This window comes from Polycladomyces zharkentensis (assembly GCF_016938855.1).
Classification (GTDB): Bacteria; Bacillota; Bacilli; order Thermoactinomycetales; family JIR-001; genus Polycladomyces; species Polycladomyces zharkentensis.
On record NZ_JAFHAP010000008.1, the window covers coordinates 596,805 to 612,156 of the forward strand.

The 15,352-nt window shown below is 55.4% G+C and carries 10 protein-coding genes; 2 read left to right on the forward strand and 8 right to left on the reverse strand.

Annotated elements, in window-relative coordinates; genetic code table 11:
* Nucleotides 1-18: 18 nt before the first annotated feature.
* Nucleotides 19-3,384, reverse strand: a complete 3,366-nt coding sequence (locus tag JQC72_RS10195; RefSeq protein WP_205495242.1) for a vitamin B12-dependent ribonucleotide reductase — start codon at nucleotides 3,382-3,384, stop codon at nucleotides 19-21.
* A 312-nt stretch (nucleotides 3,385-3,696) separates the two neighbouring features.
* Between JQC72_RS10195 and dat the strand changes: the two genes are divergently transcribed.
* Both dat and JQC72_RS10205 read left to right on the forward strand, forming a co-directional pair.
* Entirely contained in the window at nucleotides 3,697-4,536 is an 840-nt protein-coding gene (dat, locus tag JQC72_RS10200; RefSeq protein ID WP_205495243.1) for a D-amino-acid transaminase, read from the forward strand.
* A 133-nt stretch (nucleotides 4,537-4,669) separates the two neighbouring features.
* Nucleotides 4,670-4,945: a hypothetical protein gene (locus JQC72_RS10205; protein ID WP_205495245.1), complete on the forward strand. Its 276-nt coding sequence runs from the start codon at nucleotides 4,670-4,672 to the stop codon at nucleotides 4,943-4,945.
* Nucleotides 4,946-5,018: 73 nt separating this feature from the next.
* On the opposite strand, the gene JQC72_RS10210 is transcribed toward JQC72_RS10205, so the two are convergent.
* From JQC72_RS10210 to JQC72_RS10240, 7 genes are all read right to left on the reverse strand, one after another.
* Nucleotides 5,019-6,578: a hydantoinase/oxoprolinase N-terminal domain-containing protein gene (locus JQC72_RS10210; RefSeq protein ID WP_205495247.1), complete on the reverse strand. Its 1,560-nt coding sequence runs from the start codon at nucleotides 6,576-6,578 to the stop codon at nucleotides 5,019-5,021.
* Nucleotides 6,575-7,666 carry an S-methyl thiohydantoin desulfurase family protein gene (locus JQC72_RS10215; protein WP_205495249.1) on the reverse strand — a complete coding sequence of 364 codons (1,092 nt, stop codon included), beginning with the start codon at nucleotides 7,664-7,666 and terminating at the stop codon, nucleotides 6,575-6,577. Before JQC72_RS10215 ends, JQC72_RS10210 begins: the two co-directional genes overlap by 4 nt.
* 7 nt (nucleotides 7,667-7,673) lie before the next feature.
* Nucleotides 7,674-9,008: a cytosine permease gene (locus JQC72_RS10220; protein ID WP_205495251.1), complete on the reverse strand. Its 1,335-nt coding sequence runs from the start codon at nucleotides 9,006-9,008 to the stop codon at nucleotides 7,674-7,676.
* 31 nt (nucleotides 9,009-9,039) lie between these two features.
* On the reverse strand, nucleotides 9,040-10,752 hold the full coding sequence (locus tag JQC72_RS10225; RefSeq protein ID WP_205495252.1) for a serine/threonine-protein kinase: 1,713 nt from the start codon (nucleotides 10,750-10,752) through the stop codon (nucleotides 9,040-9,042).
* Nucleotides 10,753-10,881: 129 nt separating this feature from the next.
* Nucleotides 10,882-12,150 (reverse strand): ribonuclease H-like domain-containing protein, encoded by a 1,269-nt coding sequence (locus tag JQC72_RS10230; RefSeq protein ID WP_205495253.1) that lies wholly within the window; start codon nucleotides 12,148-12,150, stop codon nucleotides 10,882-10,884.
* Nucleotides 12,151-12,317: 167 nt separating this feature from the next.
* A complete protein-coding gene (locus tag JQC72_RS10235) occupies nucleotides 12,318-14,135 on the reverse strand; it encodes a serine/threonine-protein kinase (RefSeq protein ID WP_205495254.1) in 1,818 nt (605 codons plus the stop codon).
* Between the two features lie 462 nt (nucleotides 14,136-14,597).
* Nucleotides 14,598-15,347 carry an SDR family oxidoreductase gene (locus JQC72_RS10240; protein ID WP_205495255.1) on the reverse strand — a complete coding sequence of 250 codons (750 nt, stop codon included), beginning with the start codon at nucleotides 15,345-15,347 and terminating at the stop codon, nucleotides 14,598-14,600.
* Nucleotides 15,348-15,352 lie beyond the last annotated feature (5 nt).

Genomic DNA, 15,352 nt, shown 5'->3' on the forward strand with positions numbered 1-15,352 from the left:
GGGTACGGCCGCAAACGATCACGAACAACCGGTGGTGGCGCCGCAATCGAGACAGACATAGCAGGAGCCATTCCGTTTGGTCATGCCTCCGCACTCAATACACAACGGTGCGCCGCTGCTGGCCCGAATCGCGTCGATGTTCTGGTCGTTGCCGGGTTCCTGCGCTCCGGTCACTTCACGGTATCCCTGTTCCACTTCCGCCGATGCCCGGGTGGAGCTTGTTTCCTCCCTGGTCTCGGCTTGTTGTTTTCGTTTTTGCTCGTTGACATAACAACGCAGTTCTTCCTTTTTCGGCGGCACTTGTACGAAATCGGTGCGACCCAGGTATTCCATGCCCAACAGGCGAAACACGTAATCGATCACGGACGTGGCCATCTTGATGTTGGGATGGTCTACCGTACCGGCCGGTTCAAAGCGGGTAAACGTCATGGAATTGACGTATTTCTCCAACGGAACACCATGTTGCAGACCGAGCGAGACTGCCACGGCGAAGGCGTCCAGCAAACCGCGCATCGTGCTTCCCGCCTTGTGCATGTCGATGAAAATCTCACCCAGCGAGCCGTCCGGATACTCCCCGGTACGGACGAACACCTTTTGACCCGCGATGCGTGCTTCCTGCGTAAATCCTTCGCGTTTGCGCGGGAGGCGACGCCGCACGCTGGGAACGTGGCCGTCAGCGAACACTTCGCGCAGCTGGGAAGCTGCGGCATAGGCTTCTGCCGTTTCAGGCACTTCCGTCGGCTCTTCTTCTTTCTCCCGCTTGTCGCCCCGGGTGTTGAGCGGTTGTGAGCTCTTCGAACCGTCACGGTAGAGTGCCACCGCCTTGAGTCCCAGTTTCCAGCCTTCCAGGTAGGCATGGCAAATATCCTCCACCGTGGCCGATTCCGGCATGTTGATCGTTTTGGAGATCGCACCGCTCAGGAACGGCTGGGCGGCCGCCATCATCCGCAGGTGGCCCATGTAGTGGATGAACCGCGTACCGTGTTTACCGCATTTATTTGCGGTATCGAATACGGGGTAGTGTTCCTTTTTCAGGTGAGGTGCCCCCTCGATCGTCATCATGCCGCAGATGACGTCGTTGGCTTCCTCGATCTGCTCCTGGTTGAAGCCGAGTTCCCGCAGGAGATTGAAATCCGGCGCATTGTACTCTTCCGGTTGGAAGCCGAGCCGTTGCAGGGTTTCCTCACCCAAAGTCCACACCGTGAACGCATACGGCAATTCAAACACGGTGGGCAGCTTTTCTTCCACCTTCCGCAAATCGTCATCGGTAAACCCTTTTTCCTTCAGCGTCTCGCGGTTGATGTGCGGAGCGCCGTCCAGGGTCAGCGTACCGATCACGTAGCGCAGGATATCCTCGATTTGTTCCTCGGTGTAGCCCAGATTTTTCAGTGCCGGACGGATGGATTGGTTGGCGATTTTGAAATACCCGCCGCCGGCCAGCTTTTTGAATTTCACCAAGGCGAAATCCGGCTCAATCCCCGTCGTGTCGCAATCCATCAACAAACCGATCGTGCCCGTCGGCGCAAGCAATGTGGTCTGAGCGTTACGATACCCGTATTGTTCACCCATCTTCAGTGCCTCGTCCCAACTTTCCCGTGCCGCCTCAAGCAGATCCGGCGGGCACTTGGTCGGATGGATCCCCATCGGGGTGATCGTCAATCCTTCATATTCCTCCGCGGGAGCGTTGTACGCCGCACGCCGGTGGTTGCGGATCACGCGCAACATGTGCTCCCGGTTGATCGGAAAGGCTTTGAACGGTCCCAGCTCTTTGGCCATCTCAGCCGAGGTGGCATACGCGGTTCCGGTCATGATCGCCGTGATCGCGCCGGTGATCGCCAATGCCTCTTCGGAGTCATAGGGGATGCCGGAGACCATCAACAGCGTACCGATGTTGGCATACCCCAGCCCCAGTGTACGGTATTCATAGGAGAGCTTGGCGATTTCCCGGGACGGATATTGCGCCATCAGTACCGAGATCTCCAGCACGATCGTCCAGAGGCGCACCGCGTGTTTGAACGCCGGGATGTCAAACTGGCGACTGTCCGCGTCGAAAAACTTCATCAGGTTGAGCGACGCCAAGTTACACGCCGTATTGTCGAGGAACATGTACTCCGAGCACGGGTTGGAGGCATTGATCCGGTTGTGGCGTGCACCCACTTGGCCGTCCATCCCGGCCGGGCAGGTGTGCCATTCGTTGATCGTGCCGTCATATTGCACGCCGGGATCAGCACATTCCCATGCGGCTTGTCCGATCTGCCGCCACAAATCGCGGGCGGAGACGACTTTGGCCGTTTTGCCGTTGGTACGGTATTTGAGCGCCCAGCCGCCGTCTTCCTCCAGCGCTTTAAAGAACTCATGCGGGACGCGTACCGAGTTGTTGGAGTTTTGACCGGATACCGTCTCATACGCTTCGCCGTTGAACGAAGGATCGTATCCGGCGGCGATCAACGCGCGCACTTTTTTCTCTTCGTTGGATTTCCAGTTGATGAACTCCTCCACATCCGGGTGGTCGATGTCCAAACAGACCATTTTGGCCGCCCGACGGGTCGTTCCACCCGACTTGATCGCACCGGCGGCTCGGTCACCGATTTTGAGGAACGACAGCAATCCCGATGAGGTGCCCCCGCCGGAAAGCGGTTCACCCTTGCCGCGGATGTTGGAGAAGTTGGTGCCCGTTCCGCTTCCGTATTTGAACAGGCGGGCTTCACGCACCCACAGGTCCATGATGCCGCCTTCGTTCACCAGATCGTCCTCGACGGACTGGATGAAACAGGCGTGCGGCTGCGGCCGGCTGTAGGCGTCTTCCCCCTGTTTCAGTTCTTCCGTTTCGGGGTCGACGTAATAGTGGCCCTGTGGTTTCCCCTTGATGCCGTAGGCATAGGCCAGCCCCGTGTTAAACCATTGCGGCGAGTTGGGTGCGGCCATCTGATGCAACATCATGTACACCAATTCATCGTAAAACGCCTGCGCGTCCTCTTCGGTATCAAAATAGCCGTAACGCTCTCCCCAATCCCGCCAGCAACCGGCCAGACGGTGAACCACCTGCTTGACGCTCGTTTCCGGTCCGGTTACCGGCTGACCGTTTTCATCCAAGATCGGATTGCCGTTTTCATCCTTCTGCGGAACACCGGCTTTTCGGAAATACTTCGAGATCATGATATCGGCCGCCACCTGCGACCATGCTTTGGGCACTTCCGCCCCCTTCATCTCAAACACAACCGAACCATCCGGGTTGGTGATCCGACAGTCCCGTTTCACATACTCTACGGAGTCGAAAGGATCTTCTCCCGGACGGGTAAAGTATCGTTTGATTTTCACTCCGAAATCCTCCTCATGATCGCTTTTTTCTTTCGTTTCATCATGGTTGGTTGATGCAATCACCATTCATTTCGCAATATGTAGGTGTAAGCTTATTATACCACTACTACATATTGTGTAAAATTTGCATTTTGCCGATTGCGAGCGAATGATGCGCACCTGTTTGTCCCTGGTGGTGCTCACTCGTTATAACCGTGGATTTTCCGGTTTGATTTTCTTCCTATCCTCCCCAGTCTGACCGGAAAGCACCGTTGTTTCGATTTTTGAGAAAAGGTTGTCAACTGCCGCAACTTCATGCAAACTAAAACGTATATGGTGGATGAAGAAGCGGGAAATATGATTTCCCCGACAAATAACTGGGACAAGGAGGCCAAACGCATGACCATTCTTTTCAACGACCAATTGATCGCGCGTGACGAGGCGCGTGTGGACGTGGAAGACCGCGGATACCAGTTCGGCGACGGTGTATATGAAGTGATCCGTGTTTACGGCGGCCACCCCTTCTGCCTGGAAGAGCATCTCGACCGCCTGGAACGAAGCGCTCGGGAAATCCGCATGCCGTTGCCGTATTCCCGAGAGAAGACGGAACACCTGCTGCTGCAATTGATCGAAGCCGATCATCTCAAAGAGGGCTACCTGTATGTACAGATCACACGTGGCGTCGCCCCTCGGGATCATGCGTTTCCGTCCAAGAGCGAACCGGTGTTGACGGCCTATGCCGTTGAATCACAACGCCCCACCGATCTGATGAAAAACGGCATCCGCGCCATTACACAGGAAGACATCCGCTGGTTGCGCTGCGACATCAAAAGCCTCAACCTGCTGGGCGCGGTATTGGCCAAACAAGCTGCGGTGGATGCCGGCGCGCAGGAAGCGATTTTGCATCGGAACGGAACGGTGACGGAAGGCAGTGCCACCAACGTGTTCATCGTCAAGGACAACACCTTGTGGACACATCCCGCCAACCACCTCATTTTACACGGAATCACACGTGCCGTCACCTTGAAATTGGCGGAAAAAGAAGGGATTCCCGTTCGCGAGGAGGCATTTTCTTTGGAAGACCTCCGTTCCGCTGACGAAGTCTTCATCACCAGTACGACCAAAGAAATCGTACCGGTTGTAGCGGTGGACGGCATCCCCGTCGGGACGGGCCAACCGGGATTGGTGACGCGGAAACTTCAGCAGGCCTTTGAACAAAAAATCGGTGTCTCGGTGTAACCGACCACCTGTTCACCCGACATGATCCATCACCTGCCCGTCACAGGTTTCCTGTCCATCTCCGCGAAAACCTCCAACCATCTTTTCCCGTTATGGTATAATACGTACATGCTTTGACGGGAGGATGCGAGAATTGAAAAGAAGACGGAGGGAGCCGACCGACATGGGCGGTGTCAAAAATATCTTTGAGGTGATCCGGGGCCGTGAAGAAGATATGAAAAAACAGCTTCAGCAGGCCCTGGAGTACATCGTCAAAGAAAGCGAACATTACGAAGGCATGGTTTTGGTGGCCATCGACAAAGACGGCCAACCGATCATCCACACGGTTGGCGTCAATGTGTTTGAGGCGGTCGGCTTGATGGAGCTGGGAAAACAGATCATTTTGTCCGAAGAACCGGACGTGCCGTGAACAAATATACAAAGTGACCCCCTGAGCTGCTCAGGGGGTTTCATGTTATGAGCAAAGTCTCACAAAGGTGTATTCAGAAAGGCGATGCACATCCTTTGAACGGTCCGGCCACCTTGACACGGATCCGCACCGCGTTGCCAGGCAGATAGGCGAGCGGAATCTCCTCCACTTCCACCACTTGCAGTCGTGACGGGTCCGCCCCCGCTTGCACCGCATCGGCCCGGGCCGTTTCTTCAGCTTCAGCCAATGCCTGATCCCGCGATTGGTCGGCCAACGAATAGATTCGATCCACCTGGCCTCCGATCTGCCCGATGCCGGCCCCCACTGCGTTGGCCACTTCAAAATGATCCGGGCGGATCACCTCGCTGGCGCCTGCCAACTGTTCGGGCAACATGGCACTGCCGCCGCCCACCAGAACCACGGGAACAGGTCCGGCCTGTGTTTTCATCCGATCCAACGCTTCTTCCACTTCGGCCACCATTAGTCGGTAGACCTGTTCGCAGCGGTCACGATCCAAAAGCGGCATCCGTTCCCCCTTCATCACCCCAAGCGCGACGGCCGTATCCGTCAGTGTCCACGCATCCCCGCCGAAAGCCAGTCCTTTCTCCACAAGACGGTATCCGACGCTGTCCGGTCCGAGACGAACCCGTCCGTTTTCCACTCGCACCAGCGTTCCCCCGCCGATTCCCACTGACAGCAGATCGGGCATCCGAAAATGCGTGCGGATGCCGCCGATCTCCACCGCCACCGACGATTCTCTCGGATACCCGCGAACGAGAACCCCCACATCCGTTGTCGTTCCGCCCACATCGATGACTACCCCGTCGGTACAACCGGACAGATGGGCGGCACCACGGATGGAGTTGGTCGGACCGCAGGCTATCGTCCGAATGGGATACTTCTGCGCGTACTCCACCGACATAAGCGTGCCGTCATTTTGGCCAAAAAACAGCCGCGCCCGGATTCCCTCCCGTTCCAATGCCCGCCTGAACCCTTCGGCCACCGTACGGGCCGTCATGATCAGCGCGGCATTGACGATGGTGGCGTTTTCCCTTTCCAACAGCCCGATACTGCCGATCTCATGGGAGAGAGAGACTGGCACATCTGCTCCCATCTCCTCAGCGACGATAGCAGCCGCCCGCTCCTCATGTTCCCGACTGACAGGCGAGAAAACGGACGTAATCGCCACGGCGTCCACCTTTTCCATCATCTTTTGACACGCCGCACGAACCGCTTCCTCATCCAACGGCGCGATCATTCTGCCGTCGTACTCGACGCCTCCCTTCACCATCGCGACAGTCGGGGACAATTCCGCCTTCAGATCAGCGGGCCAGGCAGTCATCGGCGGTACTGCCGTGGTCGCGGGAAGTCCGATGCGAATGATCCCCACTCGATTGAGCCGTTTCCGCTCCACAATGGCATTGGTGCAATGAGTGGTGCCCAGCATCGCGTATCCGATGTGTTCGGGCGGGACCCCGCTATCCTTTATTACACGGTGCAACGCTTCGCAGATGCCCGTTTCCACATCGGGAGTCGTGGGCACTTTCACTTTGGTCACCAGCCGCAGCCGGTCGTCCAGCAGGACCGCATCCGTATTGGTCCCGCCCACGTCGATACCGATCCGATAGGTCACGGCCGCCCTCCTTCCAACCGTTGTTCCACCGGGACATAGTCCAAATCATAGCCGAAATAGCGGGGACCCACGGTCTCAAGTCCCTTTTCCGTCCGCCACGCCGGATGACACGGCATCGCAATCACCGCCGCGCGAATCCCGTACCGCAATCGTTCCGTGGTGAACGGCATTCCCGTTTCCGTATCCAACACGGCGATCAAATCAGGAGTGGTAGCGACCGGAATCCCTTCCCTTTCCACAACCAGAAACTCATTTTGAAAATGAAGGCACCATTGTCTGCCCTGCCATTCCCCTGTCCCGGCAAAGCGGGCTGTACCTTTGACAAAACCACCTTCTGTCCGCCGTTTCACGTCCACCACTTTTCCCCTGAACAACATCCATCCCCCGGTCACCTCCAACAGCTGCTCAACCGGGTCACGGCTCAAACGGCGCGCGTGCAGCAACACCCGACCGATTTGACGTGCCTGCGTTAACGTTTTCGGGATGGCGTGCGTCTTCACTTGCGCACCCGTAACCGGAAACCCCGCGGTGGTGGCCGTACCGCCCATCGTGACAGTCGCACTGCGCATCAAGGCTTCCAACCACAATCCGTCTTCCGTTTCAAACAACATCCGGTTTCCTTTCTCGTCCACCAATGAAACGGGATAGGGACGGATCCCCGCCAAATGAAAAGTGTCCATCTGCATTTCGGGGAATGCCCGTCCCATCCCGTCGGCATCCACGATGGGGATGCCTCTCTCCGCAGCAACCACGATTGGAATCAACGAATTCACTCCGCCGATCTCAATCGGCATTGTTGCCTGCGCCGTTTGACCACACCATTTCTCCACCATGGCAAATGCCTGTCCGCTTTCGCGACCGCTCGGAATTTTTTCCACCACCACAGTGGGCGCACCGATCATCGACAATGGAATCACCATATCGTCGTCCTGCAACTCTTCGGGATCGATACACAGAACGGGGCCGTATCGCTCAATAGCGGCCAACGCCATCAATTTGCCGAGATAGGGATCACCGCCCCCGCCTGAACCCAGCACAGCGGCTCCGACCGCGATCTCCTCGATCGCTTGCGCGTCCAGTCTATTCATGATGAGATCACTCCCCCGGAGTCACAGAAGAAGAGGCACCGGCGGCCATCTTTTCCCGCACCTTGCCCAGCACCCATTGCAGTAAAAATCCGGTCAAAAACGAATCCAGCAACGGGATGGTGGTCAGGCTGAACCAACCCAATCCGTTGGGCGCCGGGGTGGTTGCCAGCCCGATAAACGCAGCGATCACCCACACCAACACCGCATGCCAATAGAAGCCCGGTATGTACTCCTCACGAATGAATACGAACTGGAACCGTGAACGGTTCAACAGGAAAAATTCGGCCAGATAGATACCGCCGATCGGGGCGATGAAAGCGGTCAAATACGTCAAAAACGTAAGAAAGTGATTGAATATGTCCAGATACGCCAGCACCGTCCCGATCAAACCGGCGATGATCGTCAGCAGATACTTGGGTACACGGCTGAAAATGACAGAGAAACCGAGAGACGCCGAGTAAAGGTTGTTGTGGTTGGTCGTCCATTGCGCCAGGATCAACACGATAATCGCGGGAACCCCGAATCCCATCGTGACGAAAATGTGCAGGATATCCGATGATCCGGTTGCCTTGGTCAACAGGACCACAATCAACAGCATCAGACTGGTGCCGATCAGAAAACCGAAGAAAGAAGACAAAACGGCATCACGCGGGGTTTTGGCCCAACGTGCCAAATCGGGCGTGATCACGGTCCCAACCAGGAACGAGCTGGCTACCAACGAAATGGACAACCCCATCGGCAATGCTGAGCCGGTCGGCGGAGCGGTCAACAGAGCGGATAGCGGTTGACCGGTCAATGCCCATATGACCGCACCGACCAAAATGCCCACCATCAACGGAACGGACCACACATTCAACCACTCGATGGCCCGATATCCGACCACGGCCGTCGACGTCATCAACAATCCCCCCACCATCGCCAAGACCGTCGGGGACCACTTCACCCCCAGCACCTCCAGCAGGAGTGTATGAGCGGATGCGCCAAAAAATCCCGCCTGCACCCCGAACCAGCCAAACAGCGAGATTCCGATGACGCCAGAGACCAACTTTGCCCCGTGCTCACCGAAAACATAACGAGAGATCATGGCGGTGGACAGTCCGGAAACAGCACCGACATACGCAGTGAACGAACCGAGGACAGCCAACAGCAACGATCCCGCAATCACCGCCAATACAGCATTCGACAGCGTCATGCCGGCCCCCAACTGCGTTCCCAACAATACCGCCGACAGATCAATGCCAATGGCGATCCATACAAAGGCGAGCGTCAACCACTTTTTACGCTTGGCGATAGGTACCGGCTCCCGCTCGTAATCGTAAAATGTAAGATCCCGCTTTTGCATCCTCCTCACCTCTGTACATCTTGTGATGGTCCTATTGTGTTTGGGTCAACACGGTTTGTCTGATGGCACTGATTTTCGCAGACGACAGTTGATCGGAAGGAAGTGTGTGGGCCAGTGTAGCCGTATTTCTGCCCTGTTTCAAATGAACAGCCAACCCGTCGTCAACGGAAACGGACACGATGGTATTACGATCCGAGCGCAACCTTTGCTCAAACGGTTGCTTCTGCAACGGAACCGGTTTCCTTCCCATACGGAACAGTGTCATCCCGTCTGACTTCACCACCAAACGCAACGGATCACCCTGTTTCCGCTCCCATTCCATGATCAACTGTGCTTGCTGGTTGGAGCGCGGACGGAACGTCAGTGAAACCGGCACATCCGGCTGGACAGCGGCCACACTGCCGGCTCCCAGTGTCCACTCTCCTTCCTTGATCAGGGCTTCTCCTTGCACCAACGACCAGGGATGACCTCCGTTCCAGGAAGCAGCCACTTCCCCAGTCCGTGCCAAGGAGCGAACGACGCCCTCCGTTATGCTCACCCCATCGCCTCCCGACAGATTCACTTCGCCAGGAACTGAATCAATGGACGGGGCGGCCGCCATCCACTTCCATCCCCCTTTCGGATCGGACAGCGCAAACCGAACGGGCTGCCGCGGCAGCAACAGGATCTCCATCTGTGCTTCGTAGGTGCCGGTTTCACCCGGCTCCCACACCTCCCAGAACAACGACTCCTCCTCTTTTTGGACGGTAATGGTCGGGGCATCCGGAGCGGGACCCAACCGGACGACCAATGGCCAACCATTTTCCGGGACACTCACATGAAAACGGATCCAAGCACCGTCGGTCGCCTTGAAATTGACGGGGTGAAACGAGCCGCTTCCGTCAAACCGCATGGCGGAAAAAGGTTGATCCACATTCTGCCCCTGTTGTGCGATGGCAGTCTGATCCAACGGCTTCTTCTGCAGTGAGGCCTGCGTGGCCACCTGATACCCCACAATCGCGCCAAAGACCAATACAGCGGCCATAGCTGCGGAGAAAACCACCCGCTTGGAAGTGCGCTTGGTCTGAATACGGGGTCTTTCCCACTGAATATTTGATGCTTTGGATAAAATTTCCGCAACCCTTTTCTCCCTGTCAAAACATTCCCGTACCAGGGATTGCATCTCCGGGGGAATCCGGTGCTTCACACGTTCCCACTGTTTTTCAAATCCATTTCGAACCGGCCTTTCTCCTGTCAGCAAAAAAAACAGCAAATCACGCCACTGTTCGTCTTCCTGGTATGGACTGAAATGCTTGAAATGAACGAACAGGAGATAGGGATGATCCCCATCCATGATGATATTGCGAGGATCCAAGGTGGTTCCCAGGGGCAACGGCAACTGGTTGAGATCGAGCAAAGTCCGAAGTAATTTTTTAAATATTTCCAATGATTTCATCGGATGCATCACGGTTTTTTCATTCACAAGCAAGGACAATGGTTCGCCCGTCAACGGGGGATGGACCAACACCACTGAATCGGCCTCTTCCAACACATCAACAATCTTCGGCAGATGGGGATGATCCAAGTGACGAAGTACCATATCAAACCCCGGGGGCAATGCGCGACGCAACTGGATTTCCTGGAGAAAATACCGTGAGCCGTCCAACGCTCTGGCCATCAGGAGCTGACCGGATGAAAGCGTGATCACATCTTCGATGCAAAACCGAACGAGATAATTTTTTTGTGAAGCGTCAGCCGAAAACAACCCATTCCCCCCTTAAAATACAATTATTGTAAATTTAAATATCTAAAATTATAATTCATATACTTATCGTAGAATGCTTTACAACAAAAATCAATAAAAAAAAAACGGGTCCCCGATCCCGTTTTCGATTCAGATCCCCAAATCCAATTGACCCACATGGTGTCGATTGGCCAGTTTCTTCAATAATCTGCGTTCCCGCTTTCGCGCATCCTCCCATTCATATCGCCATTCTCGGGAAAACGCTCTTCCCAGCAGCCTTTTCGTTCCAAGCACTTCCAACGCCTTCTGCGTCATCTGCAGCGCTTGTTCAAAGTCCCGCACCTGATGTTCGTAGTATTTGGCCAGTTCGATCCAGCAATAGACGGACCATGGGTCGTCCTCCAACCAACGCTTCCAATGTGGCACTACGGTTTCCCACTCCCCGCCCCGTTTCCAAATCACACTCAGCAACCGTCGTGCTTCCCGGCGTAACGAAAGGGGCAATCCATTTTCCCGGGAAAGCGGAACCAGCCATGCTTCCGCTTCAGTGTCTTTTCCCGCAGCGATCCACCAACGTCCGATCGCCAGCCGTTCTTCGGGGGATCCCTCCACTTCGCCGTGTATCAGATGACACAGATGAGCCAGCAATCCCACCAGTGTCATCAGATCCTGCTCATTATGGCGAAACACCCCGTCCAACTGTGTCAGATCATGATGGCGCAAATAATCGAAGTACAGAGCTGGAGCCAAACGACCCGGTACATCACCCTGCCGTCGAATCGCCAAACATTTCGCCTCCACCTCGCTCAAACGACAACTCGGCAAACCATGACGCCACAAGCGGCGTGCAGGATACAGCAAATCCCAGTGCCGCCAAGCCGGTAAAGAAGAACGGTCAGGCATCCGGTGGAAATCGTACCGCGTCTCCACCAGTCCCCAGTCAAACCCTTTGCCGTTATAGGTGACCAACACGCGGAACGGCCGAACCGCCTCGGCGAAATCCTGCAACAACGCCCTTTCCTGTGAGATATCCGGCAGAAAATAATGCTCCACCACCAATGTGCTGTCCCGATAATACCCCAGACCGTACAAAAACACGTATGTACCGGCACCCGTACCCAAACCTGTCGTCTCTGTGTCGAAAAACAGGATTTCCTGTGGTTCCACCGGATGATCCGATCCCTCCGTCAAGCGGGCGAATGTGGAAAGCATCTCGCCGGTCAACGAGTCCAGCGGATAGGGTCCCACCCGTTTTTCCAGAGAAAAAGTGCGGCGCCGAAACAGATACCGGCCTTGTGCGTTTTCCCGCCACACAAATCCCAATGGTGCTTTTTCCGGGATGGGCGTTGGGTCCGCAGAGGGAGATTCTTTTTTCGTGCCGCCGTGATACGCACGCAATCGGTCGCGCAGGGTTCGCATGGGGTAACACTCCATTTTATCCATCTTCGGCATCGGTTTTTACCTTCATTGTAGTGGAAAGGGGCAGGCATTTCCACAATCACCGATGATGAGAACGGGACCGCTTTCCCGTTTGATCGCCTTCGATGAAAGCGAAACGGGAAAACGGTCCCGATGGAGAACCTCGCTTATGGCAAAACCAATAAGTCGATCGCTTCATGGTTGATCAAGTCCAACTCTTCCAACGAGACGGGAACGGAGTGCGTATATCCGATCGTTCCTTCATTCCCGGATTGCTTTACGCGAATGTTTAACACATTGGAATCCCCCGAAACGGCCACCGACGTTTCCTGATCCGGTTGCCACTTCCAGCCCAACGGACGGTCAGCCACCTTCTTGATTTCCTCATCCAGTCGGTACAACACCATCCGATCGGTGCGTGTCAGGACAAAGCGGAACCGATGACCGTCCGCATTGTCCATCTCCAATTGCAATGGATCTCCGAGATTACCGGACGGCCTGAGAAAGGAAAACGTGCCCGAACGCCCCAATTTCACTTGCGCGGTTGAGTTCAAGTGAAGCCGCTTGGGTTCCAAGACACCTTTCCCGTAAACCAAATCCCACGGGTGACCCTGCATCCACTCGCCTGCGGCAGAACTGGCCGCAGAACCTGTTGCCGTTTCCACGTTGTTCAACTTCGTGGCCTGTCCACCCCGGAATGTCAACGCGTAGACCGACTCCGGCGGAACGACTCCGGCCGCCAACCATCGGGCACTTTTTCCTTTTTCCCCGATCGCGAACCGCAAGGGCTCTTCCGGCATGTAATAGAAATGCCATAAATAAGTCCGATTGGGCAGCACGCGAAATTCCTCATCGGATCGCGAAAGGGTATAGGATTTGCCTGATTTGGTCATCACCAGATTGATCCGGCCTTCACCGTCCACCTGTACGCCGAACATTGGACCCTGCCCCTCTTGGGTCAGCGCGATGGTAAGGGGTTGGTTCGCTTTTTGTTGCAATTCCCCCGACAGATGTGTCGGACCCTGTACCGGTTGCGGCCACCGATACACTGATTCGCTTCCCCCTGTTAACGGAATGGTGGACACACGGGTTCCGACATTCGGTTGACGGGACTGTGTCGCACTGGCTACACCCACCTGTGTACCTGTGTGATCCGATGAGGCCACAGGTTCGCGTTCCATCCACTGTTGGAGCACATGAGACGGGTTGATCTTCGAACCAACCGCCAGCATTCCCAACAGGCCCCCCACTACAACGGTCGCCGCCGTCAGCGCCCGGTACCAGTAACGGCGACGAAAGCGGAACGATTTTTTCATCTTCGCTTGCAACAGCAACTGGCGCGACCGTTTGATCGCATCGCTCATCGAGGATGTCCCTTCCAAACAATCCAATGCCAACTGGCGGACGGGCTGGGGCACTTTTCGCAACGCTTCTCCCGTCTCAGCCGCATTCATTTCGGGATGCCACTGATGGCCGGTCAACAAAAAATACAGGAGGGAACGCCATTTCTCGTCTTTTCCTGTTTCACCGAAGCGATTGATACCGTAAAACAACAACATCGGTTGTTCTTCCACCATGCACACATTACGCGGATCGAGCGTCGTATCGATGGGGAGAGGCAATCGATTCAAATCCCGCTTCGTCTTGAGCAACCGTTCGAACACACGTACCGCTTGCAGCGGAGACATCGGCTGCTCTTTTGTCACCACCAGTGGCAGGGGATCACCCACCAACGGCGGATGGACGAGCACCACCCGGTTTTTTTCCTCCATCACATCCAATATGGGAGCCAAGTGAGGGTGCCGCAATTGGAGCAACATTTCCTTTGATCCCGGCGGCAAAGGTCTGTCGATGGCGATGTCCTGCAAAAACACTTGTGTTCCTGACCGCGATTTGGCCAGCACCAAGCGGCCGGAAAAAAAGGACAAAACGTCTTCTACCTGAAAACGCTCGTAATACTGAGTGTTTTCGCTCGTTTTGCTCATTTCGTTCCCTCCTTTTCGCGCCATATCCGACAAGAAATAGCATTCTCCGAATGAACAGAGGACAGCACTCTTATCCTAGCTGTCCACCCGGTAAAAATCAACCCACGACATTCATACTATTTAACGCTAGTACAAAAAAATAATACCCATCTCTCCCCTTGAAAGCAGACACTTTGCCCGATAAGGCCTATCTTCTAACCAAAAATTTGGGAATAACAGGGTTCAATTGGAATCTTAATATTTCACTGCGAAATCGAAACTTATGAAGGTCTTGAGATAGGTGAAGGCTCATCCTGTGGCATATCTCGGCATATATCGGCAACCGGCAGTAAAAAAGCGGTCACTTTGCAGGCTGACGAAAAAACAACACGGGAGCCGCTTTCGCCGTTGCTCCACACTGGTGGTGCAATTTGTGGAAGCAAGCTCCCGTTCCGAGATATGCATATGGTTTCGGTTTCTGTTTTACCCCCGTTTTTGTACAGGACGGACGATGACTTCATTGACGTTGACATGCTCCGGCTGGGATACCGCGTAAACGACGGCGGCGGCGATATCGGCGGCATCCAGGAACACCATATCTTTGCTTCCTTTGAGGAACGTATCCCGCACTTCCTGATCGGTGATGTGCTGAGTCAATTCGGTTGCCACCGCACCCGGCGAGATGTTGGTCACGCGGATGCCCAACCGGGACAATTCCTTCTCGATCCCTTCAGAAAAAGCACGCACCGCGAATTTGGTCGCACAGTACACGGCTGCAGAAGGGAAGATCTCGTGTCCGGCCACCGAAGAGACGTTGACGATATGACCGCTTCCTTGCTCCAACATTGTCGGCATCACGGCATGGACGCCGAACAGTACCCCTTTGATGTTGACGTCCACCATGCGCTCCCACTCGTCCACATGGTCGTTTTTCAGGTAGGACAACAGCATGACCCCGGCGTTGTTGACCAGAATATCCACCCGGCCGAACCGTCCTTTCGTTTTTTCCACCAACTGCTCCACGTCGGACCGTTTCGTCACGTCGGTGGGCACGACCAGAGATTGCGCAGCCGTTTCCCGCTCGATCGTGGCAGCCAACTTCTCCAGTCGATCCGTCCGGCGGGCAGCCAGTACAACATCGGCCCCCGCACGGGCCAACTCCAGTGCAGTCGCTTCCCCGATTCCACTGCTGGCTCCGGTGACAATGGCCACTTTCCCCTTCAACTCAGCCATGGTGA

Excerpts from the sequence above, each read along its gene's own strand:
- JQC72_RS10215 (WP_205495249.1), bottom strand. The coding sequence starts at position 7,666 with ATGAATAGACTGGACGCGCAAGCGATCGAGGAGATCGCGGTCGGAGCC.
- JQC72_RS10235 (WP_205495254.1), bottom strand. The coding sequence starts at position 14,135 with ATGAGCAAAACGAGCGAAAACACTCAGTATTACGAGCGTTTTCAGGTA.
- JQC72_RS10240 (WP_205495255.1), bottom strand. The coding sequence starts at position 15,347 with ATGGCTGAGTTGAAGGGGAAAGTGGCCATTGTCACCGGAGCCAGCAGT.
- JQC72_RS10220 (WP_205495251.1), bottom strand. The coding sequence starts at position 9,008 with ATGCAAAAGCGGGATCTTACATTTTACGATTACGAGCGGGAGCCGGTA.
- JQC72_RS10195 (WP_205495242.1), bottom strand. The coding sequence starts at position 3,384 with ATGGTGATTGCATCAACCAACCATGATGAAACGAAAGAAAAAAGCGAT.
- JQC72_RS10230 (WP_205495253.1), bottom strand. The coding sequence starts at position 12,150 with ATGCGAACCCTGCGCGACCGATTGCGTGCGTATCACGGCGGCACGAAA.
- dat (WP_205495243.1), top strand. The coding sequence starts at position 3,697 with ATGACCATTCTTTTCAACGACCAATTGATCGCGCGTGACGAGGCGCGT.